The sequence below is a fragment of the Streptomyces sp. NPDC002935 genome (assembly GCF_040611295.1).
Lineage (GTDB): Bacteria > Actinomycetota > Actinomycetes > Streptomycetales > Streptomycetaceae > Streptomyces.
The window spans coordinates 84958-104458 of sequence record NZ_JBEXNW010000017.1 but is presented as its reverse complement, the minus strand read 5'-3'; the positions used below and the strand labels follow the sequence as shown (position 1 = coordinate 104458).

Below are 19501 nucleotides of genomic sequence, written 5' to 3'. Positions count from 1 at the left end.
GATCAGTCGACCTCCTCGACCGTCACGAGGTGGCGGACGGTGTGAACCATTCCGCGGAACTCGGGGCGGTCCTCCTTGACGACCTGCGTGTTGATGCCCTTGAGACCAAGGGAGCGCAGGGTGTCACGGTGGTTCTGCTTGCTGCCGATGTACGACTTCGTCTGCGTGACCTTGAGGCGAGCCATTACGCACCCGCCCCGGCACGTGCACGAAGGAGAGCCGCGGGGGCGACGTCCTCGAGAGGCAGACCACGGCGAGCCGCGATCTCCTCGGGACGCTGCAGGCCCTTGAGGGCCGCCACGGTCGCGTGCACGATGTTGATCGCGTTGGACGAGCCGAGCGACTTCGACAGGATGTCGTGAACGCCGGCGCACTCGAGCACTGCACGCACCGGGCCACCGGCGATAACGCCGGTACCGGGGGAAGCAGGCTTGAGCAGGACGACGCCCGCGGCCTTCTCGCCCGTGATCGGGTGCGGGATGGTGCCCTGGATACGGGGGACCTTGAAGAAGTGCTTCTTGGCCTCTTCAACACCCTTGGCGATCGCGGCCGGCACCTCCTTGGCCTTGCCGTAACCGACACCCACGGTGCCGTCACCATCGCCTACCACGACCAGCGCGGTGAAGCTGAAGCGACGACCACCCTTCACAACCTTGGCGACGCGGTTGATCGCGACAACGCGCTCAACGTACGCGGTCTTCTCGGCAGCAGCTGCGCCGCCGTCACGGCCCTTCCGGTCCCGCCGCTCGCCGCCACCGGCACCGCTTCCGCGGCGCTGGGGTCCAGCCATTGGATTACCTCTCTCTTTTTCCGCTAGCTACGCAGCGTCAATGAAGTCACTGCGCGACGGGCGACTCAGAACTTGAGTCCGGCTTCGCGGGCGGCGTCCGCCAGGGCGGCGATGCGCCCGGCGTACTGGTTACCACCACGGTCGAATACGACAGCCTCGACACCGGCGGCCTTGGCGCGCTCGGCGACCAGGGCGCCGACCGACTTGGCCTGCGCGGACTTGTCGCCCTCGGCACCACGGACCGTGGTGTCCAGGGTCGACGCCGACGCGAGGGTGTGACCCTTAACGTCGTCGATGACCTGGGCCACGATGTGACGGTTGGAGCGCGTCACGACCAGGCGCGGACGCTCAGCCGTACCCGAGATGTGCTTACGGATCCGGATGTGACGACGCTTGATGGCAGCACGCTTGTAAGCGTCGCCCTTAGCAATCTTGACACCGTATGCCATGGCTTACTTACCCGCCTTTCCGACCTTGCGGCGGATGACTTCGCCTTCGTACTTGACGCCCTTGGCCTTGTACGGGTCGGGCTTGCGCAGCTTGCGGATGTTGGCCGCAACCTCGCCGACCTTCTGCTTGTCGATGCCCTCGACCGAGAACCGCGTCGGGTTCTCGACCTTGAAGGAGATCCCCTCGGGGGCCTCGACAGTGATCGAGTGGCTGTAGCCGAGCGAGAACTCCAGGTTGGAGCCCTTCGCCAGGACGCGGTAACCGACACCGCTGATCTCGAGCTTCTTCACGTAACCCGTGGTCACGCCGGTGATCATGTTCGCCACCAGCGTGCGGGACAGGCCGTGGAGGGCCTTGTTCTGACGCTCGTCGTTCGGGCGGGTGACGTTCAGAACGCCGTCCTCGCCCTTAGCGATCTCGATCGGCGCCGCAATGGTGTGAGAGAGGGTGCCCTTGGGACCCTTCACCGCAACCGTACGGCCGTCGATGGTGACGTCCACGCCGGCGGGAACCGTGATGGGGAGCTTGCCAATACGCGACATAGCTGTTTCCTCCGTTCCCTTCTACCAGACGTAGGCGAGGACTTCTCCGCCTACGCCCTTCTTGCCGGCCTGCTTGTCGGTGAGGAGACCGTGTGACGTGGAGATGATCGCCACGCCGAGGCCACCGAGCACCCTGGGCAGGGAGGTGGACTTCGCGTACACACGCAGACCCGGCTTCGAGATCCGCTTGATGCCCGCGATGGAGCGCTCACGGTTCGGGCCGAACTTCAGCTCGAGGACGAGCTTCTTGCCGACCTCGGCGTCCTCGACCTTCCAGCCGGTGATGAAGCCCTCCTGCTGGAGGATCTCTGCGATGTGCGACTTGATCTTGCTGTGCGGCATCGCGACATCGTCGTGGTACGCCGAGTTCGCGTTACGCAGACGGGTAAGCATGTCTGCGATGGGATCAGTCATGGTCATGAATTGGCCTTCGGCCTCTCTCGCCGGGGTTTCCTGTATGCGCCATCCCTCTCCCCACTCAGTGGCGGGACGGGTGCGGTGCGGGGACCTACGGCGTAGTAAGTCGTCTGGGCGTCAGGCGCCCAACCCTCCTAGCCTAAGCCATGGAGAGGTGGGCACCTGACAGGACCCTTTACTTACCGAGAGTCCTGGATCCCTGAATTACAGGGACTACCAGGAGCTCTTGGTCACGCCCGGCAGCTCGCCACGGTGAGCCATCTCACGAAGGCAGATGCGGCACAGGCCGAACTTGCGGTACACGGAGTGCGGACGACCGCAGCGCTGGCAGCGCGTGTAGCCACGCACACCGAACTTGGGCTTACGAGCAGCCTTGGCAATCAGAGCCTTCTTCGCCATCTCGCTTACGCCTCCTTGAAGGGGAAGCCGAGGTGACGAAGGAGCGCGCGGCCCTCAGCGTCGTTGGTCGCCGTGGTCACCACGGTGATGTCCATACCCCGGGTGCGGTCGATCTTGTCCTGGTCGATCTCGTGGAACATGACCTGCTCCGTGAGACCGAAGGTGTAGTTGCCACGGCCGTCGAACTGCTTGGGGGACAGACCACGGAAGTCGCGGATACGCGGAAGCGCGAGCGACAGGGTGCGGTCCAGGAACTCCCACATGCGGTCGCCACGGAGCGTGACGTGGGCACCGATCGGCTGACCCTCGCGCAGCTTGAACTGCGCGATGGACTTGCGGGCCTTGGTGACGGCCGGCTTCTGACCGGTGATCGTGGTCAGGTCACGGACGGCACCGTCCATGAGCTTCGAGTCACGGGCGGCGTCGCCGACACCCATGTTGACCACGATCTTCACGAGGCCCGGGGTCTGCATGACGTTCTCGTAGGAGAACTCTTCCTGCAGCTTGCCCGCGATCTCCTCGCGGTACTTCGTCTTGAGACGCGGAGTGGTGGTAGCCATCAGATGTCCTCACCCGTCCGCTTGGCAACGCGGATCTTGTTGCCCTCGTCGTCGAAGCGGTAACCGACGCGCGTGACGACCTTGTTGCCGTCCTTCTCAACGACCAGCTGGACGTTGGAGACGTGGACGGGCGCCTCGGTCGTGACGATGCCACCGGCCTGCGAACCCTTGGCGGTCGGGCCGGCCTTCGTGTGCTTCTTGACCCGGTTGACACCCTCGACCAGGACGCGCTCATCGCGCGGGTAAGCGGCAATGACCTTGCCCTGCTTGCCCTTGTCCTTACCGGTGATGACCTGAACCAGGTCGCCCTTCTTGATCTTCATGCTTACAGCACCTCCGGCGCGAGCGAGATGATCTTCATGAACTTCTTCTCGCGCAGCTCCCGGCCGACCGGGCCGAAGATACGGGTGCCACGAGGGTCGCCGTCGTTCTTCAGAATGACGGCGGCGTTCTCGTCGAAGCGGATGTACGAGCCGTCCGGACGGCGGCGCTCCTTGACGGTGCGAACGATGACAGCCTTGACGACGTCACCCTTCTTCACGTTGCCGCCGGGGATCGCGTCCTTGACGGTGGCGACGATGACGTCGCCGATGCCCGCGTAGCGGCGACCGGAGCCACCGAGCACACGGATGCAAAGGATTTCCTTCGCACCAGTGTTGTCGGCGACACGCAGTCGCGACTCCTGCTGGATCACGTCTATCTCCTGTTTGTCTGCCGGTTCCCGAGGCGGGACCGTCGAAGGACGGTCCCGCCCCGAGCCTGGCGGAACGAACCTGAGGGGCCCCTGGGAATTCCTCCCAGGGCCTCAGATGGTTACTTGGCCTTCTCGAGGATCTCGACGATGCGCCAGCGCTTCGTCGAGGACAGCGGCCGGGTCTCCATCAGGAGGACGCGGTCGCCGACGCCGGCGGCGTTCTGCTCGTCGTGGGCCTTGAGCTTGTTCGTACGGCGGATGACCTTGCCGTACAGCGCGTGCTTCACGCGGTCCTCGACAGCGACGACGACGGTCTTGTCCATCTTGTCGCTGACGACCAGACCCTCACGGGTCTTGCGGAAACCGCGGTCGGTCTTCTGCTCAGTCACGTTGCTCTCGCTCATCAGGCGCTCTCCACCGTCTCGATGCCCAGCTCGCGCTCACGCATCAGGGTGTAGATCCGCGCGATGTCCTTTCGGACGGCCTTGAGCCGCCCGTGGTTCTCGAGCTGACCGGTCGCCGCCTGGAAGCGGAGGTTGAACAGCTCTTCCTTGGCTTCGCGGAGCTTCGCGAGAAGCTCCTCGTCACCCAGTTCGCGCAGCTCGGACGCCTTGGTACCGGCCGACATCACGCTTCACCTGCCTCGCGCTTGACGATCCGGCACTTCATCGGCAGCTTGTGGGCTGCGCGAGTGAGGGCCTCACGGGCGATCTTCTCGTTGGGGTAGGACAGTTCGAACATGACCCGGCCCGGGTGCACGTTCGCGACCCACCACTCGGGGGAACCCTTACCGGAACCCATGCGGGTCTCGGCGGGCTTCTTCGTGAGCGGGCGGTCCGGATAGATGTTGATCCAGACCTTGCCGCCACGCTTGATGTGGCGGGTCATCGCGATACGAGCGGCCTCGATCTGGCGGTTCGTCACGTACGCCGGCGTGAGGGCCTGAATGCCGTACTCGCCGAACGAAACCTGCGTACCGCCCTTGGCCTGACCACGGCGCTTCGGGTGGTGCTGCTTGCGGTGCTTGACCCTGCGGGGGATCAGCATGTCGGTCAGGCCTCCGTTCCGGTGCTCTCAGCCGGAGCGGCAGCGGCGGCGGGAGCCTCGGCCTTGGGGGCCTCGGCAGCCGGCGCGGACTGCTGCTGCGGCTTGCGGCCACGGCCGCCACGCTCGCCACCACGGCCACCACCACGGGCCGGACGGTCGCTCGCGCCACCACCACGGGCCGGGCGGTTACCCGCACGGGCAGCGGCGTTCTCGGCGCGAACCTCGGCGATGTTCTTGACGTCGCCCTTGTAGATCCAGACCTTCACGCCGATACGGCCGAAGGTCGTCTTGGCCTCGAAGAAGCCGTAGTCGACGTTCGCGCGGAGGGTGTGCAGGGGCACACGGCCCTCGCGGTAGAACTCCGAGCGGGACATCTCGGCGCCGCCGAGACGGCCACCACACTGGATCTTGATGCCCTTGGCGCCGGCCTTCATCGTGCCCTGCATGCTCTTACGCATGGCGCGACGGAAGGAGACGCGGGAGGACAGCTGCTCGGCAACGGCCTGGGCAACCAGCTGAGCGTCGGTCTCGGGGCTCTTGACCTCGAGGATGTTCAGCTGGACCTGCTTGCCCGTGAGCTTCTCGAGGTCACCGCGGATGCGGTCGGCCTCGGCGCCACGGCGGCCGATGACGATGCCCGGACGCGCGGTGTGGATGTCCACCCGCACGCGGTCACGGGTGCGCTCGATCTCAACCTTCGAGATGCCGGCGCGCTCCATGCCGGACGTCATCATCCGACGGATGGCGACGTCTTCCTTGACGTAGTCCTTGTACAGCTTGTCGGCGTACCAACGGGACTTGAAGTCCGTGGTGATGCCGAGCCGGAACCCATGCGGGTTAACCTTCTGGCCCATTACCGGGTTCCTTCCTTGCTGCTGACGACCACGGTGATGTGGCTGGTCCGCTTGCGGATCCGGTAGGCACGGCCCTGGGCGCGCGGCCGGAACCGCTTCAGGGTCGGACCCTCGTCGACGTACGCCTCAGAGATGACAAGGCTGCCGGCGTCGGTGTGGTCGTAGTTGTGCGCGGCGTTGGCGATGGCGCTGTCAAGCACCTTGCCAACCGGCACGCTCGCGGCCTGCGGGGCGAAACGCAGGACCGCCTGAGCCTCCGTGGCATCCATGCCACGGATAAGGTCCACCACTCGGCGGGCCTTCATGGGCGTAACGCGGATGTACCGCGCCTGGGCCCTGGCTTCCATGGTTGTCCTTCCAGTGTCTGTCATGGTCGATTCCACCCCGCGTTAGCGGCGCTTCGACTTCCGGTCGTCCTTGACGTGACCCCGGAAGGTGCGCGTCGGCGAGAACTCGCCGAGCTTGTGGCCGACCATCGACTCGGTGACAAACACCGGGATGTGGGTCTTGCCGTTGTGCACCGCGATCGTGTGGCCGAGCATGGCCGGGATGATCATCGAGCGACGGGACCAGGTCTTGATGACGTTCTTGGTACCGGCTTCGTTCTGTACGTCCACCTTCTTTACAAGGTGTCCGTCGACGAAGGGTCCCTTCTTGAGACTGCGCGGCATCTAAACCCGCTCCTAGCGCTTCTTGTTCGTCTTGCGGCGGCGGACGATGTACTTGTTCGAAGCCTTCTTCGGCGAACGAGTACGACCCTCCTTCTGACCCCACGGGGAGACCGGGTGGCGACCACCGGAGGTCTTGCCCTCACCACCACCGTGCGGGTGGTCAACCGGGTTCATCGCCACACCGCGGACGGACGGGCGAACGCCCAGCCAGCGCTTACGGCCGGCCTTACCCCAGTTGATGTTGCTCTGCTCGGCGTTGCCGACCTCGCCGACCGTGGCGCGGCAGCGCTGGTCGACCAGGCGGATCTCACCGGAGGGCATGCGGAGGTGGGCCATGGTGCCCTCCTTCGCGAGCAGCTGCACCGAGGCACCGGCGGAGCGGGCGAACTTGGCGCCGCCACCGGGACGGATCTCGATCGCGTGGATCGTGGTACCGACCGGGATGTTGCGGAGCGCCAGGTTGTTGCCCGGCTTGATGTCGGCCCCAGGACCGTTCTCGACGCGGTCACCCTGCGACAGGTTGCGCGGGGCGAGGATGTAGCGCTTCTCGCCGTCCGCGTAGTGCAGCAGCGCGATGCGCGCGGTGCGGTTGGGGTCGTACTCGATGTGCGCGACCTTCGCCGGCACGCCGTCCTTGTCGTGACGACGGAAGTCGATCACTCGGTAGGCGCGCTTGTGTCCGCCACCCTGGTGGCGAACGGTCACACGACCGGAATTGTTACGGCCGCCCTTGCTGTGCAGGGGGCGAACCAGCGACTTCTCCGGCGTGGACCGCGTGACCTCGACGAAGTCGGCGACGCTGGAGCCACGACGGCCCGGCGTAGTCGGCTTGTACTTGCGGATTCCCATTTCTCAGTCCTCGTCCGATATTCGGACCAGGGCACTCCGTTAGGAGGCCTGGCCGAAGATGTCGATACGGTCGCCCTCAGCGAGGGTCACGATCGCGCGCTTGCTGTCAGCACGCTTGCCGAAGCCCGTCTTGGTGCGCTTGCGCTTGCCCTGACGGTTGATCGTGTTGACCCCGGTGACCTTGACCGAGAAGACCGCCTGGACGGCCTGCTTGATCTGGGTCTTGTTGGCCCGCGGGTCCACGACGAAGGTGTACTTGCCCTCGTCGAGCAGCGCGTAGCTCTTCTCCGAGACGACCGGCTTGAGGAGGACGTCACGGGGATCCGTGAAGCTCTTGCTCAGCGGGGTCTCGACTGTGTTCTTGCCTTCGGCCTCGTGGCGCTTCGCCTTGGCGACGCGCGCGACCTTCTTGGCCTTGGCGGCCTTCGAGGCAATGCTCGGGTGACGCGTAGCCATCAGGCTTCGCTCCCTTCGGTGTCAGCGGCCTGGGGGCCAGACACGAAGGACTCGAAAGCGGCCTGGGTGAAGACCACGTCGTCCGAGACGAGAACGTCGTACGTGTTCAGCTGGCCCGGCTCCAGGATGTGGACCTGGGGCAGGTTGCGCGCGGAGAGCAGCGCGGCCTCGTCGGAGCGCTCGATGACCAGGAGCACGTTCTTGCGCTCGCTGACCTTGCCGAGGAAGCTCTTCGCGGCCTTGGTGGAGGGGGTCTCGCCCTCGATCACGCCGGTGATGACGTGGATGCGAGCGTTGCGGGCCCGGTCGGTGAGGGCGTGGCGCAGGGCCGCGGCCTTCATCTTCTTCGGGGTCCGCTGCGAGTAGTCACGCGGGGTGGGGCCGTGAACGACGCCACCGCCGGCGAACTGCGGCGCGCGGGTCGAACCCTGACGGGCGCGGCCGGTGCCCTTCTGGCGGTAAGGCTTGCGGCCACCACCACGGACCTCGCCACGACGCTTGACCTTGTGCGTGCCCTGACGGGCCGCGGCCAGCTGCGCGACGACAACCTGGTGAAGCAGCGGGATGCTGATCTTCTCGACGTCGAAGATCTCGGCCGGGAGCTCAACGGTCCCGGCGGTGTCGCCGGAGGGCGACAGAATGTCAATGGTGCTCATGTCCTCAAGCCCCCTTGGCCGCGGTACGGACCAGGACGAGGCCGCCGTTCGGACCCGGGATGGCTCCCTTGATGAGGAGCAGGCCCTTCTCCGCGTCAACGGCGTGAACGGTCAGGTTCTGGGTGGTGACCCGCTCGTTGCCCATGCGGCCCGCCATGCGGACGCCCTTGAACACACGGCCCGGGGTGGCACAGCCACCGATGGAGCCGGGGGAGCGGTGCTTGCGCTGGACACCGTGTCCGGCGCCGAGGCCCTTGAAGTTGTGACGCTTCATGACACCGGCGAAGCCCTTGCCCTTGCTCTTGCCGGTCACGTCCACCTTGATGCCGGCCTCGAACACCTCAGCGGTGATCTCCTGGCCGAGGGTGTACTCGCTGGCGTCAGCGGTACGGATCTCGACGAGGTGGCGGCGGGGGGTGACGTCGGCCTTGGCGAAGTGACCCTTGAGGGGCTTGTTCACCTTGCGCGGGTCAATCTCGCCGAAGGCGATCTGGACCGACTCGTAGCCGTCGGAGTCATTCGTACGGACCTGGGTCACGACGTTCGGGCCGGCCTTGACGACGGTGACGGGAACAACGCGGTTGTTCTCGTCCCACACCTGCGTCATGCCGAGCTTCTCGCCGAGGATGCCCTTGATCTGCTTAGCCATTCTCAGATCACCGATCCCTAGAGCTTGATCTCGATGTCGACACCGGCCGGGAGGTCGAGTCGCATCAGGGAGTCAACGGTCTTGGGCGTGGGGTCGAGGATGTCGATGAGGCGCTTGTGCGTGCGCATCTCGAAGTGCTCGCGAGAGTCCTTGTACTTGTGCGGCGACTTGATGACGCAGTACACGTTCTTCTCAGTGGGCAGCGGCACCGGGCCTGCGACCGACGCACCAGTGCGGGTCACCGTTTCGACGATCTTCTTCGCCGAGGAATCGATGACCTCGTGGTCGTAGGCCTTGAGCCGGATGCGGATCTTCTGTCCCGCCATGGCTACTCAGTAGTCCTTTGTCTAGTGAAACGCTCCGGAACCCGGGGGTTCGCGTCCTGTCCTCCGACCCACGCGGTCGGGTGTGTCGCGCTCCTGCCGACAGGGATATCCGTTATGGATTTCCCTACGAGGGACGCGGCTCCGCCCAAAAGCAACCGCAGGACCGGGGGTGAGAACACCCACCGGGTGCCTGGTCTGCACCCCGCTGACACTTCCCGGAAGATTCCCGTACGTCCGCCCCAGCGCTGCCTTACGACAGATGGGGCGACGAGTACTGTGGGACTCGCTTCCAGTCCTCCCGACGGGAGGCGCGCAGCATCGGCACTCGACCGAGCAACCCCGCTAGTCTGCCATACCGGACGGGGGGCTGGCCAATCGAGCCGGAGATCGTACCCCTAAGGTGACGAAGGTCAAACCCCGGCACGACCTGGTTCCCGACGCCGGTCCACCGAGCCTCTCCCCCGGGCCCGCCACCCCTCCCGGAGTGCCCGAGCCGGGCCCGCCACCCCTGCTTCTGCCGGGCGCGGTCTGGCAGCCCCGCGCGAACGGCTTGCCTCAGCCTTGCTCCGACCCGTCGCCGCACCGCGGCCCGGCGCCTCCGTCGACCCGCTCCAGCAGGTCCTCCAGGGCGTGGGCGTAGGCCCGGAAGCCTGCCCTGCCGTAGTCCGGAGCGCTGGAGTCGGGGCGGAGGATGCCCGGGAGGAAGGCGACCCGCCAGGCCCGGAAGGTGGCGGCGGTACTGCTTCTCCCCGCATCGTCCGCCAGGGCAACGGCGGCGGCGAGAGCCTCAGCCACCCATACCGCGCCCCGCTCCACTTCGGTCCCCCCGGCGATGGCGGCCGTGACCAACGCCTGCAGGAAACGGGCGAGTTGGAGATCCGCCCCCATGTGGCACATGCGCCGCACAGCCGACGGGCGTTCGAGTTCCGTGAGCCGTGGCGAGATCTCCTCGATGCAGCCGGACCACAGGAGCAGGGACGGCGCGGTCACCGGGTAGTCGCGCAGATAGCCCAGTTCGTCGGCGATGGCCATGGACGCGTCGCTGAACCCGCCGAGCGTGCGGACGACGGCGAGCAACCGGCCCACCTCGGCCTGCCGCGCACGCACCAGACCCCCTACCGAGGCGTCCGCGACGGCCCAGGTACCGGTGGCGACCACCGAGCCGATCTCCACGATCCCGCCGAGGGCTGCGAAAACCTCCCGCGCGTATGCCTGCTCGGTGAGCGGGGCGACATGTTCGTCCGGGCCGGCGACGCGCCGGCCCCCGGCAGCGCCAGAATCTGGCTTCCCCACGACGGCTACCCGCCCCCCAGCATCTCGTCCTCGTCGAATCCGAGTTCCTCCTCGATTCCCAGTTGCTCCGCCGCGTGCCACCTCAGCGGGTCAGGCCATTCGTCCGGCGCGCTCGTGGCGATGCCTCTGAGGAATACCAGCGCGCCAGGAGTACCGATCTCTCCGAGTGACTGGACCCCTTTCACGCACAGAGGGAAGAACGGCCCGTCGGAGCCCTTCCTCTCCCGAACGAGAGCGCTGATCGCGTCCACCGCCTCGGGGGCGCGCAGTTCGCCGAGCATGTCGACCAGATCCTCTGCGTTCACCCCTTGTGCGCCCGACGCAAGCACCGCCGCCAGGGTCGGGGCAAGCCCCTCGGGACGCAGATGAACAGCCGCACCTGCGAGCCGCTCGAACCTCCGCCAGTCTCCGGAGTCGGAGGCGCACCGCAGCCAATCGAGGATGCGGGTGCGTGACTCGGGAACCGCTGCCGCCCATTCCGCCGCCCTCTCCCGGCCGACATATCCCTGGCCGGCGATGAGGAGTCCGTCGGTGTACCGCTGACTCCCGGAACAGATGACCAACATCCCCTTCTCCCCTTCCATCAGCGCCGTCGGCGCAGGGCCTTCCAGGCGTCACTGACCGCGTACGAGGACTCCAGCCGCCAGGTCTCCAGCTTGTCCAGCACCTTCGACACGACCTTCCACCACTTGAGCCACAGCGGCAGATCCCGGAACGGCACGTAGTCGAGGGTGTCGTCGATGGCGTTCACGGCGATGCTCATGCAACCCGGGCCTTCCGCCCGCAGCGCGGCGTACAGCTCCGGCGTCAACGCGCCGTTGAGTCGGGCAGCAACACCGGCCGCGGTGAACGCGAACCCCTGCTGAGCACGGTCCGGCAACCGCATCGCCCTGACGATCCGCGGCGAGGCCTCGGCCAGGGTGCAATTGAAGGCCAGGCCGATCACCGCCGTACCAAGACAACTTTCGCCGCGCTCGTACGCCGCGTCCCAATCGGCGGGGTCGTCGATGCGCAACAGCCCTTCGCCGCTTTCCCAGTTCCACTCCGGTGCCATGTCCGACTCCCCCCGTGTCAGTGCCGTCGACGCAGAGCCCGCCAGGCGTCTTCGACCGATTCCGCGGACCGCAGCCACCAGCTCTCCAGCTTGTTCCGCACCCCTGACACGACCTTCCACCACTTGAACCACGGAGGCAGCTGCCGGAACGGCACGAAGGTCAGGGTGTCCTTGATGGCGTACTCGGCAATGCTTTTGGGCCCCTCCGCCCGCAGCGCCGCGTACAGCTCGGGGGTCAGTCGGCCGTTGATCCGCGCCGCGGCACCGGCCGCCGTGAACGCGAACCCGCGCTGAGCGAGGTCCGGCAACCGCATCGCCCTGACGATCCGCGGCGAGGCCTCGGCCAGGGTGCAATTGAAGGCCAAGCCGATCACCGCCGTACCGAGACGCTGCTCGCCGCGCTCGAACGCGGCGTCCCACTCGCCGGGGTCGTCGAGACCGAGCAGGCCCTTGCCGGTCTCCCAGTCAGGCTCGGGCGTCATGGACGACGCTCGGTACACAACGTGGACTGCGGCGCGAACGGCCCCACCCGCCGGCCTCCCCGATATCCCAGCGACGGTCGTCTACGCATACGGGTTCGGCGAGAATTCGGGGTGACCGCTCGGAAAGTCATCAGGGAAGAAGCGGGGATGGAATTCTCCGGTCATCAGGTCCAGCACGACTCCCGTCGAGCTTCTCGACGAGATGGTGAAATCGAGCTGCCCGGCTTGGACGACAACTGTCGGCCAGTCGGCGGGGTCTCCGTCAGGAATCCACAGCAACGAGTCCCCGTTGTCCGTTGCGCCCCACTGGACGAGTTCCTCCGGGGCCGCCCGGTGTCGGGCAAGGGCTTCGCGGAGATCGGGTGCGGCTTTGCCCTTCAGGATCGACCGCGTCGCGCTGGTGGCAGCCCCGATCTCGAGGTTCACATTGTCTGCGCCCGCCGCGAAGATCCACAAGAATTCGTCGAAGCATCCGGTGCCGTAAGCGCGAACCAGGTCGTGGTGGCTCCCGGGAATCATGGGGGTCTCCGGCCGCGACGGATCGCAGAGCGGCTCCCGGGGTTCCGCCGGAGGCGGGCAGAGCGATGTGAGCCCCAGCAGATCACCCGCGTCCGCATGGTTCAAGTCGGCCATTCGGATTGCCTTTCTACATGTTGGAAAGTCGTCGGCTGAACGACCAGCCGAAGTCGTCCACGGCCTCGATGAGGACATGGCTGGGAACATTTCCCCCGTGAGTATATTCAGGAGTCACACTCATGATGACCGTGTTGCGGGACGATCTCACGTGGTCGGCAATGAGGTTTTCGGCATCGGAAATCGGGCCGTTGTTCTGTGTGGCTCCTTGCGTGACGATGTTCCGCATATCTCGTCCATCACCCCCGAACTGCTGCCCGATCAAGTGGCCCCGCGAATGGCCGGCGGCACCGCCCTGGAACCCTGGGGTCGCATACCGGGCACCCCGGCCCGGTGGACTTCCGATCAAATTGTTCGCCGCGTCGTCCAATGTCTGTGGAGTGACCTCCGCGTAGGCAGGACCCCGCTGCCCGTTCGGTGCGATTTCACTGTAGTAGGGGCTCAGCCCAAGGGGGTCTGCTCCTGTGTGAGGGTTGTGAACGTAGGCAACCGGGTTCGGCGCGGGAGCCAGGCCAAGAGGGTCCGGCGTCAAGTAGCGGGCGGTCTCGGGGTCGTACTGCCGGAAGTAGTTGTAATGGAGACCGGATTCCGGGTCGAAGTACTGACCCGGGAAGCGCAACGGCGTGTAGGCCGTTGCGTTGGCATTCCATATGGTCTTTCCCCAGAGAGTGGACCGCATACGCCACACGACTTCGCCGTCCTCATCGACGAGTTCTGTCGGCGTTCCGACCAGGTCCGTGACGATGGAGAAGAAGCGGGAATCTATTTCCTCCCGAGACGCTTCATCCGTGACGATGCGTTCTGTCTGCGTTATCGGATGGAGGCCATCATGGTCCCAGGTGACCGTCACCAGACGAGGCAGGAACTGTTCACGAGCAGTCTGCTCGCAAAGGGTGACTCCGTCCCAGGTGAAATCGATTCGTTCCGCGACCGTTCGCCCGTCGTCGGCGATGCGCTGCTTGGCGGTGCGCCGACCCAGCGGATCGTACAGATATCGCCAAAGAGATCCGTCCGGTGTCGTGACCGATGTCAGCCGACTTTCGGTATCCCATGTGTAGCGCCAGATATCGGGCTTGCGCGAAAGACGCTTTTTCCGTCGGAGAACCGTACGGCCCAGTGCATCGTATTCGTAGCGGGTGTTGCCCGAATCGCTGACCCTGGTACCGGCGTATACGCGGCCTCCGGTGGAGTCCTCGCCAAGATATTTGGTGGGCCAGGAGGCGTCTGTGAGGTTGCCCGCCGCATCGTATGCATAGCGCTCGGTCCAGTTGTGGGCATGAACAGCGGTGACACGGGCGGCGAGATCAAGGTCGAATCGACGACTGCCGTACGACTGGTCATCGACACCCACCAGGTTTCCGTCCTCGCCGAAGCTGTAGGCGCGGTGCAGCGTAGGACTCTCACCGTCGACGTGCAGGGACTGTGAGGTGCGGCGACCGAGACCGTCGTAGGCATGCGTGAGCGTGTTGCGTCGCCCTATGGAGCGACAGATCTCGTTGCCGGACCAGTCGCGCTCGAAGAGCACGGTGCGGCCGGAGGCGTCCAGTTGTGTGCGGTTCCCTGTCGCGTCGTACGTCCATGCCGTTGAGGCCCCGGAGGGAGTCGCCCGATGCGTCAGACGCCCCAGCGGGTCACGTCGGTAGGTCGTACTCCGGCCGTTGACGGTCTCGCGGATGACGAGACCGTTCGGGTCGAGCTCCATCGCGATCGACGCATCCGGTCCGGTCGCGTCGATCAACCTTCGATTCAGGTCGTACGCAAACTCGGTGACACCGTCGTCGCTGACTTTCCTGACCACGTTGCCGAGAACGTCGCGTGCATAGTGGATGGTGTGGCCGAGCGCGTCGGTTCGGGAGGTCAGGCGTCCCGCGTCGTCGTAGGCGTACGTCACCTCCCTGCCGTCGAAATCGGATTCCGAGATCAGACGCCCGGCCGCATCGTGTCCGTACCTCCACATCAGGCCTTGCGGGTTGGTGACGGTGGCCAGTCGAAGATTCCGGTCGTGGACGAACTCGTACCTCGCCCCGTCGGGACCGGTCCGGGCGGACGGCAGGTCGAAGTGGGTGTACTCGAAGACCGTGGTGGCGCCCGCGGGTGTGGTGTGGCTGGTGCAGTTGCCCTCACCGTCGTACGACCAGGTCTCGACGGCACCGTCTGAGGTCGTACGGCCAGCGATCCGGCCTTCGACTGTCCACGTGATCCGAGTGGTGTGGCCCGCCGGATCCGTGTAGGTGACGATCCGGCCGAACGCGTCACGCTTCCAGGCGGTCGTCGCGCCGAGCGGGTCGGTTGCCGCAACCGGAAGTCCTGCCGGGTCGCACTGCACGGTCCTGACGTTGCCCAGGGCGTCCGTCACTCCGACGAGGTGCCCCGCAGCGCTATAGGCGAACCGCGTGGTCGCCCCTGCGGGATCGGTCATGGACGTGCAATTTCCGTACGCGTCGTATTCCCTGTGCCAGCACGCGCCGTCAGGCATGCGGATGGTCCTGGGGCAGTTCAGATCGTCGTACGCGATGCGCATCGCCGCACCGTCCGGACGGACGACCTCCGTGACGGAACCCCTCTCATCGACAGCAAGTCGTGTGGTGTCGCCCAGTTCGTTCGTACGGGACACAACGTGGTGATGCGCGTCGTACGCGGTCCGAACTGTTGCGCCGAGAGGGTCGATTTCGGCGATGACCTGGCTGTTTTCGTTGATGACGAAGCGTGTGGTGGCGCCTTCGGGTGTGGTGAGCGTCGTGATGCGGCAGTCCGGCCAGGCCGAGTCGGTTCCGTCGTAGTCGAGGGTGACGGTGATGTGGCCGGCCTCGCCGCCTTCGCCGACGCAACGGTCGTGGTCGTCGTACTCGTACTCGTAACGGCTGTGATTGGTGTCGGTCCATGACGTGATGCGGAGACGTTCGTCGTACGTGAACCGCAGCGGAAGGCCTGAGGAGTTGATGACCTCGGTGAGATTGTCCGCGGTGTAGCCGTAGCGCCTGATGGCGATGTCCGAGCCGTCGTCGGCCGCGCCCGCCAGAGCCAGGGCGGTGACGCGGCCACCGTGGGAAGCGAGTTTGAGGTGATATCCGCCGGAATGACGGATGGCCACGGGGATGCCGTCCGCGTCGTAGTCAACGGTGATGGTGTTGTTGTTGTGGTCGGCGATGCGGCTGAGCCGGGCGATGCCGTCGGCGGGAACGGCGAAGTAGCGAGCATGACCGGAGAGCGGATCGTCGATGCGGTAGCCACGGTCAGGGAGGAGGGTCAGTGGCCACCGCGGCCCGGCTTCCGGCAGAGCCGAGGTGTCCGGACCGGCCGGGTGGGGGTAGGCAAGGAGCAGACCTTCCTCGGTGACGAAGACAATGCCGAGGTCGTCGACTTCCAGACGCTGGTCGATGGTGGAGGCCCAGGTGGGGCCGAACCACCATCCGCAGCGGTAGTCCGAGGCGACCCGTCGAGTGAAGGTCAGCGGAAGGTCGCCGGGGAGTTCCACGTCGGTCTGCGGTAGGAACATCGCACCGGTGGCCATGTCGATCGGGTCGCTTCCCTTGGAGCGCACCACGCTCTTGGCCCGGTTGAATGCGCCCTTCGCTCCGTCGGCGATCGACCCCCTGGCGTTCTTCACCAGCCCGCGAACAGCCGGCCCCATGACCTTCAAGCCACCTTTGAGCCCCTTCAAGGCCCCCAGACCGCCCTTGAGCCCCTTCGCCAGCCCACCGAGCGTGGTCAGCCCCTTCATGCCGGGTATGCAGTCCAGCGCCGCGAAGGCCACGTCCCACAGGGACGCCTGGCCTTTGGAATATTTGTAGAGCGTGTCGGCGAGGACGACCAGGGCGGCGATCAGCACGATCGCGCCGAGGATCGGCCCCCCGATGATCATCGCAATGATCCCGACTACCGCGACGACGACCTTGCAGACCGTGACGATGGTGTCCCAGTTGTCGGAGAACCAGTCCCCGACCTCCTCCCACCACTTCCGATTGCGAATTCCCGCATCCGAAGCCTCATCGATCTTCGACTTCGCGTCCCGCGCCGCCTCCTCCCGCATCCTGCGGGCATCCGCCGCCATCTTCTTCGCCGCGTCCAACGCACTGTTCGCGTTCGTCACATCCGACTGAGCCGAGGTCTGCGCCGACTTCGCATGCTGAGCGTCCCGGGTCGCGGCCCGCACCTTCGCCTCGTCCGGCTTCTCCGCGTCCTTGCTGCCGGTCGGATCGTCCTTGTACTTGTCCGCCTCCTTGCCGGCCTTCGTCACCCACGAATCAGCCGACGACAGACGGGACTTGGCGGACGACAGATCGGCCTGCGCCTCGCGGCCCTTGGCGAGAGCCTTGTCCGCCAACGCCTGGGCGCGCTCCAGCTTCGGCCAGTAATCGGCGAGCGCGTCCCCCGCCATCTCGTACGACTTCTTCAGCTTCTTCAGCTGCTTCGGAACACCCGAGAACTCGTCCTGGAACGCCTTCGCCGACTTCCCCGCCCACCGCAGAACCGCGTCCTCGTCCGCCATCCCCTTGATCAGACGAAGCGCATCCGACACGTCATCCGCGAAGTCATGCAGATTCTTGGACAGATGACGCACCCGGTCCGGGTCCCCGGGAGTGGGGTCCTTGTCCAGGTCCAGGACGTGCCAATCCGTCGGCCGGTTCCCCGCCACGCCGCAACCCCCGTCACGTTCGCCTCAGTAACTCTCGTACGCATCAGCGAATTTACCCGAGGACGACGACATGCGTGGATCTGGGCGCCGTCGGCCCGGATGACCAACTCAGGTGGCTTGCCCATCACTTCGACGTCGGACGCGGCTCACGCATACGGATCGATCACGTCCTCCAGGCCATGGGCGTACGCCCTCAGCCGGGCCTTGTCCTCAGTGCTCGAAGGTGAGTCGGGGCGCAGGATGTCCGGCAGGAACTTGACGCGCCACATCCGGAAGGCGTCCGCCGCGGCCCGGTCGCTCTGGACACCCAGCAAGGATCCCGCCGTCCGCACGGCATCGACGACCAGGGGCACAGCCGTGTCAGGACCAGGGCCTCTCACTGTGGCGGTTCCCAACAAAGCGTCTATGAAGGTGACCAGTTGGAGGTCCCCGCCCATGCGAACCATGCGCCGCAGTACGGCTGGGTCATCGACCTCGGGAGGGTAGTTCTCGATGCATCCCGAGTACATCGTCAAATACTCGGCTGTCACCTCATGGCCTTCGTTCCATCCTCCCTGGCACTCGAAGATGGCCATCGTCTCGGGAGAGAAGTCGCCGATGGTTCGAACCAGTGCGAGGAGCCGATCGACCTCGTCGCGGTGAGCCGCCACGAAGTCGGCGAGTGACACATCCCGCAGGACCCTCGCCGCCGATTCCGTTACCGCGCCGAGCTCCAGAATTCCCCACAGCGGGGCGAACACGTCATAGCCGAGTCCCGTTTCCGAGATCGGCGCATGGACGCGATCCGTCTCCGCAGACCACCGCGAGCTGTTGTCCTGGCTCATACCTGAGTGGCGTACGGGAGGAACGTGGTCCATGCGGTGGGGGCGAAAGTGAGGCGCGGGCCCTGGGGGTTCTTGGAGTCGCGGAGGTGGATCTTGGTGGGGGTGGGGGCTATCTCGACGCAGTCACCGGCTTCGCTGCTGCTGCTGTGGCTGCTCTTGAACCATCCCAGCGCAACCTCGACGCAGTCACTGGGATTACTGCTGTCGCTGTAGCTGCTCTTGAACCAGTACAGGTCGGAAGCGTCCCCGGAAAAGGTCTCCCTGGTCATGTCTCTCCCAGCGCTTGCTCGATGAACGCCAGCGACTCCCCCGGTGAGAGAGCTTGGGCCCGGATGATGCCGTACCGCAGTTCAAGGATCCGGAGCTGCCTCGGGTCGGAGACCGGGCGCCCGCTGAACTCGTCGTCGGTACGTCCCACTGCCGTGCCGTTCCCGAACTTCAACACCTGGATACGCCCGGCCGCACCAGGGTGGTCAGCGCGAGCAGTGGGCATCACCTGGAGCTCGACGTGTGCCAACTGTGCCATCTCCAGCATGTGTTCGAGCTGACGGCGCAGCACCATTGTGCCTCCGACCGGGCGCCGCAGCGTCACCTCTTCCTGGACGAAGCTGAGCTCCGGTGCGGGCGACCGGTCGAAAATGGTCTGCCTGGCCAATCGTGCGGCCGCCGCTCGCTCCAACTCATCCTGCGACAGCGTGGGCCTCCACGTACCGAACAACGCTCGTGCGTACTCCGCCGTCTGCAACAACCCATGGATGTTGTGGTTGCTGTACAGCAGCAGCTCGACCGCCCGTTCCTCCAGCATCTTCAGCTCGCGCACCTTCTTCGGGTAGCGGGCCTTCTCCATGTCCTCCTTGAACGCCCTGAGATGGCCGCCGGCGTTCAGGACCTCGTCCGCCCGGTCCAGGAAGTCCGCCTTGGGAATCCGCGCCCCGCGCTCCACCTTGCGGACCAGGTCCTCCCCGTACCCGATCGCCCGCCCGAACTCGACCACCCGCATCCCGGCGGCCTCCCGCCAGAGCCTGACCTGGCGGCCGGTCGCCTCCACCACCGGGGCGATCTCGTCCTCGGGACTGACGTCCCACCCGGGCTCGTCCGCGCTCTCGCTGTTCATGCCCACCCACCTCCAACGCCCACCGTTCCCTACGGCACTCGGGACAGCCGGGACAGAGCAGGACAGCGACCGGACAATCCCTGTACGCACAGGCGTCATCGCAGC

At 65.9% G+C, this 19501-nt stretch carries 29 protein-coding genes; all 29 read right to left on the bottom strand.

Features of this window, described 5'->3' with window-relative positions; all coding sequences use genetic code 11:
• Positions 1 to 2 precede the first annotated feature (2 nt).
• The 29 genes from rpmD to ABZX90_RS23480 all read right to left on the bottom strand — a co-directional run bounded on the left by rpmD (position 3) and on the right by ABZX90_RS23480 (position 19396).
• Positions 3 to 185, bottom strand: a complete 183-nt coding sequence (gene rpmD, locus ABZX90_RS23620; protein ID WP_055553514.1) for a 50S ribosomal protein L30 — start codon at positions 183 to 185, stop codon at positions 3 to 5.
• Positions 185 to 790: a 30S ribosomal protein S5 gene (gene rpsE, locus ABZX90_RS23615; RefSeq protein WP_006376045.1), complete on the bottom strand. Its 606-nt coding sequence runs from the start codon at positions 788 to 790 to the stop codon at positions 185 to 187. The genes rpmD and rpsE overlap by 1 nt, the downstream gene beginning before the upstream one ends.
• 65 nt (positions 791 to 855) lie before the next feature.
• Positions 856 to 1239, bottom strand: a complete 384-nt coding sequence (gene rplR, locus ABZX90_RS23610) for a 50S ribosomal protein L18 (RefSeq protein WP_168510320.1) — start codon at positions 1237 to 1239, stop codon at positions 856 to 858.
• A 3-nt stretch (positions 1240 to 1242) separates the two neighbouring features.
• Positions 1243 to 1782, bottom strand: coding sequence for a 50S ribosomal protein L6 (gene rplF / locus ABZX90_RS23605; protein WP_351126528.1), 540 nt, complete (start codon positions 1780 to 1782; stop codon positions 1243 to 1245).
• Positions 1783 to 1803: 21 nt separating this feature from the next.
• Positions 1804 to 2202, bottom strand: coding sequence for a 30S ribosomal protein S8 (gene rpsH / locus ABZX90_RS23600; protein WP_261705332.1), 399 nt, complete (start codon positions 2200 to 2202; stop codon positions 1804 to 1806).
• A 210-nt stretch (positions 2203 to 2412) separates the two neighbouring features.
• A complete protein-coding gene (locus tag ABZX90_RS23595) occupies positions 2413 to 2598 on the bottom strand; it encodes a type Z 30S ribosomal protein S14 (RefSeq protein ID WP_261705331.1) in 186 nt (61 codons plus the stop codon).
• Between the two features lie 5 nt (positions 2599 to 2603).
• A complete protein-coding gene (gene rplE / locus ABZX90_RS23590) occupies positions 2604 to 3161 on the bottom strand; it encodes a 50S ribosomal protein L5 (protein WP_351126653.1) in 558 nt (185 codons plus the stop codon).
• Entirely contained in the window at positions 3158 to 3481 is a 324-nt protein-coding gene (gene rplX, locus ABZX90_RS23585) for a 50S ribosomal protein L24 (RefSeq protein ID WP_007494760.1), read from the bottom strand. Before rplX ends, rplE begins: the two co-directional genes overlap by 4 nt.
• Before the next feature lie 2 nt (positions 3482 to 3483).
• A complete protein-coding gene (gene rplN, locus ABZX90_RS23580) occupies positions 3484 to 3852 on the bottom strand; it encodes a 50S ribosomal protein L14 (protein WP_003998823.1) in 369 nt (122 codons plus the stop codon).
• 119 nt (positions 3853 to 3971) lie between these two features.
• Positions 3972 to 4256 (bottom strand): 30S ribosomal protein S17, encoded by a 285-nt coding sequence (gene rpsQ / locus ABZX90_RS23575; protein ID WP_266761752.1) that lies wholly within the window; start codon positions 4254 to 4256, stop codon positions 3972 to 3974.
• Positions 4256 to 4480 (bottom strand): 50S ribosomal protein L29, encoded by a 225-nt coding sequence (rpmC, locus tag ABZX90_RS23570; RefSeq protein WP_003998824.1) that lies wholly within the window; start codon positions 4478 to 4480, stop codon positions 4256 to 4258. Before rpmC ends, rpsQ begins: the two co-directional genes overlap by 1 nt.
• Positions 4480 to 4899 (bottom strand): 50S ribosomal protein L16, encoded by a 420-nt coding sequence (gene rplP, locus ABZX90_RS23565; protein ID WP_099500627.1) that lies wholly within the window; start codon positions 4897 to 4899, stop codon positions 4480 to 4482. Before rplP ends, rpmC begins: the two co-directional genes overlap by 1 nt.
• Positions 4900 to 4904: 5 nt before the next feature.
• A complete protein-coding gene (gene rpsC, locus ABZX90_RS23560) occupies positions 4905 to 5753 on the bottom strand; it encodes a 30S ribosomal protein S3 (RefSeq protein WP_326786061.1) in 849 nt (282 codons plus the stop codon).
• Positions 5753 to 6100, bottom strand: a complete 348-nt coding sequence (gene rplV / locus ABZX90_RS23555) for a 50S ribosomal protein L22 (protein ID WP_006604878.1) — start codon at positions 6098 to 6100, stop codon at positions 5753 to 5755. Before rplV ends, rpsC begins: the two co-directional genes overlap by 1 nt.
• Positions 6101 to 6142: 42 nt before the next feature.
• A complete protein-coding gene (gene rpsS / locus ABZX90_RS23550; RefSeq protein WP_024755409.1) occupies positions 6143 to 6424 on the bottom strand; it encodes a 30S ribosomal protein S19 in 282 nt (93 codons plus the stop codon).
• 12 nt (positions 6425 to 6436) lie between these two features.
• On the bottom strand, positions 6437 to 7273 hold the full coding sequence (rplB, locus tag ABZX90_RS23545) for a 50S ribosomal protein L2 (RefSeq protein WP_153289116.1): 837 nt from the start codon (positions 7271 to 7273) through the stop codon (positions 6437 to 6439).
• Between the two features lie 39 nt (positions 7274 to 7312).
• Complete coding sequence (gene rplW / locus ABZX90_RS23540; protein ID WP_189190335.1) at positions 7313 to 7729, bottom strand: 50S ribosomal protein L23; 417 nt, start codon at positions 7727 to 7729, stop codon at positions 7313 to 7315.
• Positions 7729 to 8385, bottom strand: a complete 657-nt coding sequence (gene rplD, locus ABZX90_RS23535; protein ID WP_037627000.1) for a 50S ribosomal protein L4 — start codon at positions 8383 to 8385, stop codon at positions 7729 to 7731. Before rplD ends, rplW begins: the two co-directional genes overlap by 1 nt.
• A 4-nt stretch (positions 8386 to 8389) precedes the next feature.
• A complete protein-coding gene (rplC, locus tag ABZX90_RS23530; protein WP_261705325.1) occupies positions 8390 to 9034 on the bottom strand; it encodes a 50S ribosomal protein L3 in 645 nt (214 codons plus the stop codon).
• Positions 9035 to 9051: 17 nt separating this feature from the next.
• Complete coding sequence (rpsJ, locus tag ABZX90_RS23525; RefSeq protein ID WP_003948644.1) at positions 9052 to 9360, bottom strand: 30S ribosomal protein S10; 309 nt, start codon at positions 9358 to 9360, stop codon at positions 9052 to 9054.
• Between the two features lie 555 nt (positions 9361 to 9915).
• Entirely contained in the window at positions 9916 to 10653 is a 738-nt protein-coding gene (locus ABZX90_RS23520; protein ID WP_355207690.1) for a hypothetical protein, read from the bottom strand.
• 5 nt (positions 10654 to 10658) lie between these two features.
• Positions 10659 to 11237, bottom strand: coding sequence for a HEAT repeat domain-containing protein (locus ABZX90_RS23515; protein WP_355207687.1), 579 nt, complete (start codon positions 11235 to 11237; stop codon positions 10659 to 10661).
• On the bottom strand, positions 11237 to 11707 hold the full coding sequence (locus tag ABZX90_RS23510; RefSeq protein WP_355207684.1) for a hypothetical protein: 471 nt from the start codon (positions 11705 to 11707) through the stop codon (positions 11237 to 11239). The genes ABZX90_RS23515 and ABZX90_RS23510 overlap by 1 nt, the downstream gene beginning before the upstream one ends.
• A 17-nt stretch (positions 11708 to 11724) precedes the next feature.
• Complete coding sequence (locus tag ABZX90_RS23505; protein WP_351126517.1) at positions 11725 to 12189, bottom strand: hypothetical protein; 465 nt, start codon at positions 12187 to 12189, stop codon at positions 11725 to 11727.
• A gap of 81 nt (positions 12190 to 12270) precedes the next feature.
• Positions 12271 to 12822, bottom strand: a complete 552-nt coding sequence (locus ABZX90_RS23500) for a hypothetical protein (protein WP_355207681.1) — start codon at positions 12820 to 12822, stop codon at positions 12271 to 12273.
• Between the two features lie 13 nt (positions 12823 to 12835).
• Positions 12836 to 17458, bottom strand: a complete 4623-nt coding sequence (locus tag ABZX90_RS23495; protein ID WP_355207678.1) for a DUF6531 domain-containing protein — start codon at positions 17456 to 17458, stop codon at positions 12836 to 12838.
• A 146-nt stretch (positions 17459 to 17604) separates the two neighbouring features.
• Positions 17605 to 18282, bottom strand: a complete 678-nt coding sequence (locus ABZX90_RS23490) for a hypothetical protein (protein ID WP_355207675.1) — start codon at positions 18280 to 18282, stop codon at positions 17605 to 17607.
• The gene (locus tag ABZX90_RS23485; protein ID WP_355207672.1) at positions 18279 to 18551 is read right to left on the bottom strand and encodes a DUF397 domain-containing protein; all 273 of its coding nucleotides are present in this window, start codon (positions 18549 to 18551) and stop codon (positions 18279 to 18281) included. The genes ABZX90_RS23490 and ABZX90_RS23485 overlap by 4 nt, the downstream gene beginning before the upstream one ends.
• Positions 18548 to 19396: a helix-turn-helix transcriptional regulator gene (locus ABZX90_RS23480; protein WP_355207669.1), complete on the bottom strand. Its 849-nt coding sequence runs from the start codon at positions 19394 to 19396 to the stop codon at positions 18548 to 18550. The genes ABZX90_RS23485 and ABZX90_RS23480 overlap by 4 nt, the downstream gene beginning before the upstream one ends.
• Positions 19397 to 19501: the final 105 nt, after the last annotated feature.

What these genes read in the sequence shown, in the direction of transcription:
- rpmD (WP_055553514.1), bottom strand. Translation starts at nt 185, where the DNA reads ATGGCTCGCCTCAAGGTCACGCAGACGAAGTCGTACATCGGCAGCAAG.
- rpsE (WP_006376045.1), bottom strand. Translation starts at nt 790, where the DNA reads ATGGCTGGACCCCAGCGCCGCGGAAGCGGTGCCGGTGGCGGCGAGCGG.
- rplR (WP_168510320.1), bottom strand. Translation starts at nt 1,239, where the DNA reads ATGGCATACGGTGTCAAGATTGCTAAGGGCGACGCTTACAAGCGTGCT.
- rplF (WP_351126528.1), bottom strand. Translation starts at nt 1,782, where the DNA reads ATGTCGCGTATTGGCAAGCTCCCCATCACGGTTCCCGCCGGCGTGGAC.
- rpsH (WP_261705332.1), bottom strand. Translation starts at nt 2,202, where the DNA reads ATGACCATGACTGATCCCATCGCAGACATGCTTACCCGTCTGCGTAAC.
- ABZX90_RS23595 (WP_261705331.1), bottom strand. Translation starts at nt 2,598, where the DNA reads ATGGCGAAGAAGGCTCTGATTGCCAAGGCTGCTCGTAAGCCCAAGTTC.
- rplX (WP_007494760.1), bottom strand. Translation starts at nt 3,481, where the DNA reads ATGAAGATCAAGAAGGGCGACCTGGTTCAGGTCATCACCGGTAAGGAC.
- rpsQ (WP_266761752.1), bottom strand. Translation starts at nt 4,256, where the DNA reads ATGAGCGAGAGCAACGTGACTGAGCAGAAGACCGACCGCGGTTTCCGC.
- rpmC (WP_003998824.1), bottom strand. Translation starts at nt 4,480, where the DNA reads ATGTCGGCCGGTACCAAGGCGTCCGAGCTGCGCGAACTGGGTGACGAG.
- rplP (WP_099500627.1), bottom strand. Translation starts at nt 4,899, where the DNA reads ATGCTGATCCCCCGCAGGGTCAAGCACCGCAAGCAGCACCACCCGAAG.
- rpsC (WP_326786061.1), bottom strand. Translation starts at nt 5,753, where the DNA reads ATGGGCCAGAAGGTTAACCCGCATGGGTTCCGGCTCGGCATCACCACG.
- rplV (WP_006604878.1), bottom strand. Translation starts at nt 6,100, where the DNA reads ATGGAAGCCAGGGCCCAGGCGCGGTACATCCGCGTTACGCCCATGAAG.
- rpsS (WP_024755409.1), bottom strand. Translation starts at nt 6,424, where the DNA reads ATGCCGCGCAGTCTCAAGAAGGGACCCTTCGTCGACGGACACCTTGTA.
- rplB (WP_153289116.1), bottom strand. Translation starts at nt 7,273, where the DNA reads ATGGGAATCCGCAAGTACAAGCCGACTACGCCGGGCCGTCGTGGCTCC.
- rplW (WP_189190335.1), bottom strand. Translation starts at nt 7,729, where the DNA reads ATGGCTACGCGTCACCCGAGCATTGCCTCGAAGGCCGCCAAGGCCAAG.
- rplD (WP_037627000.1), bottom strand. Translation starts at nt 8,385, where the DNA reads ATGAGCACCATTGACATTCTGTCGCCCTCCGGCGACACCGCCGGGACC.
- rplC (WP_261705325.1), bottom strand. Translation starts at nt 9,034, where the DNA reads ATGGCTAAGCAGATCAAGGGCATCCTCGGCGAGAAGCTCGGCATGACG.
- rpsJ (WP_003948644.1), bottom strand. Translation starts at nt 9,360, where the DNA reads ATGGCGGGACAGAAGATCCGCATCCGGCTCAAGGCCTACGACCACGAG.
- ABZX90_RS23515 (WP_355207687.1), bottom strand. Translation starts at nt 11,237, where the DNA reads ATGGAAGGGGAGAAGGGGATGTTGGTCATCTGTTCCGGGAGTCAGCGG.
- ABZX90_RS23510 (WP_355207684.1), bottom strand. Translation starts at nt 11,707, where the DNA reads ATGGCACCGGAGTGGAACTGGGAAAGCGGCGAAGGGCTGTTGCGCATC.
- ABZX90_RS23505 (WP_351126517.1), bottom strand. Translation starts at nt 12,189, where the DNA reads ATGACGCCCGAGCCTGACTGGGAGACCGGCAAGGGCCTGCTCGGTCTC.
- ABZX90_RS23500 (WP_355207681.1), bottom strand. Translation starts at nt 12,822, where the DNA reads ATGGCCGACTTGAACCATGCGGACGCGGGTGATCTGCTGGGGCTCACA.
- ABZX90_RS23490 (WP_355207675.1), bottom strand. Translation starts at nt 18,282, where the DNA reads ATGAGCCAGGACAACAGCTCGCGGTGGTCTGCGGAGACGGATCGCGTC.
- ABZX90_RS23485 (WP_355207672.1), bottom strand. Translation starts at nt 18,551, where the DNA reads ATGACCAGGGAGACCTTTTCCGGGGACGCTTCCGACCTGTACTGGTTC.
- ABZX90_RS23480 (WP_355207669.1), bottom strand. Translation starts at nt 19,396, where the DNA reads ATGAACAGCGAGAGCGCGGACGAGCCCGGGTGGGACGTCAGTCCCGAG.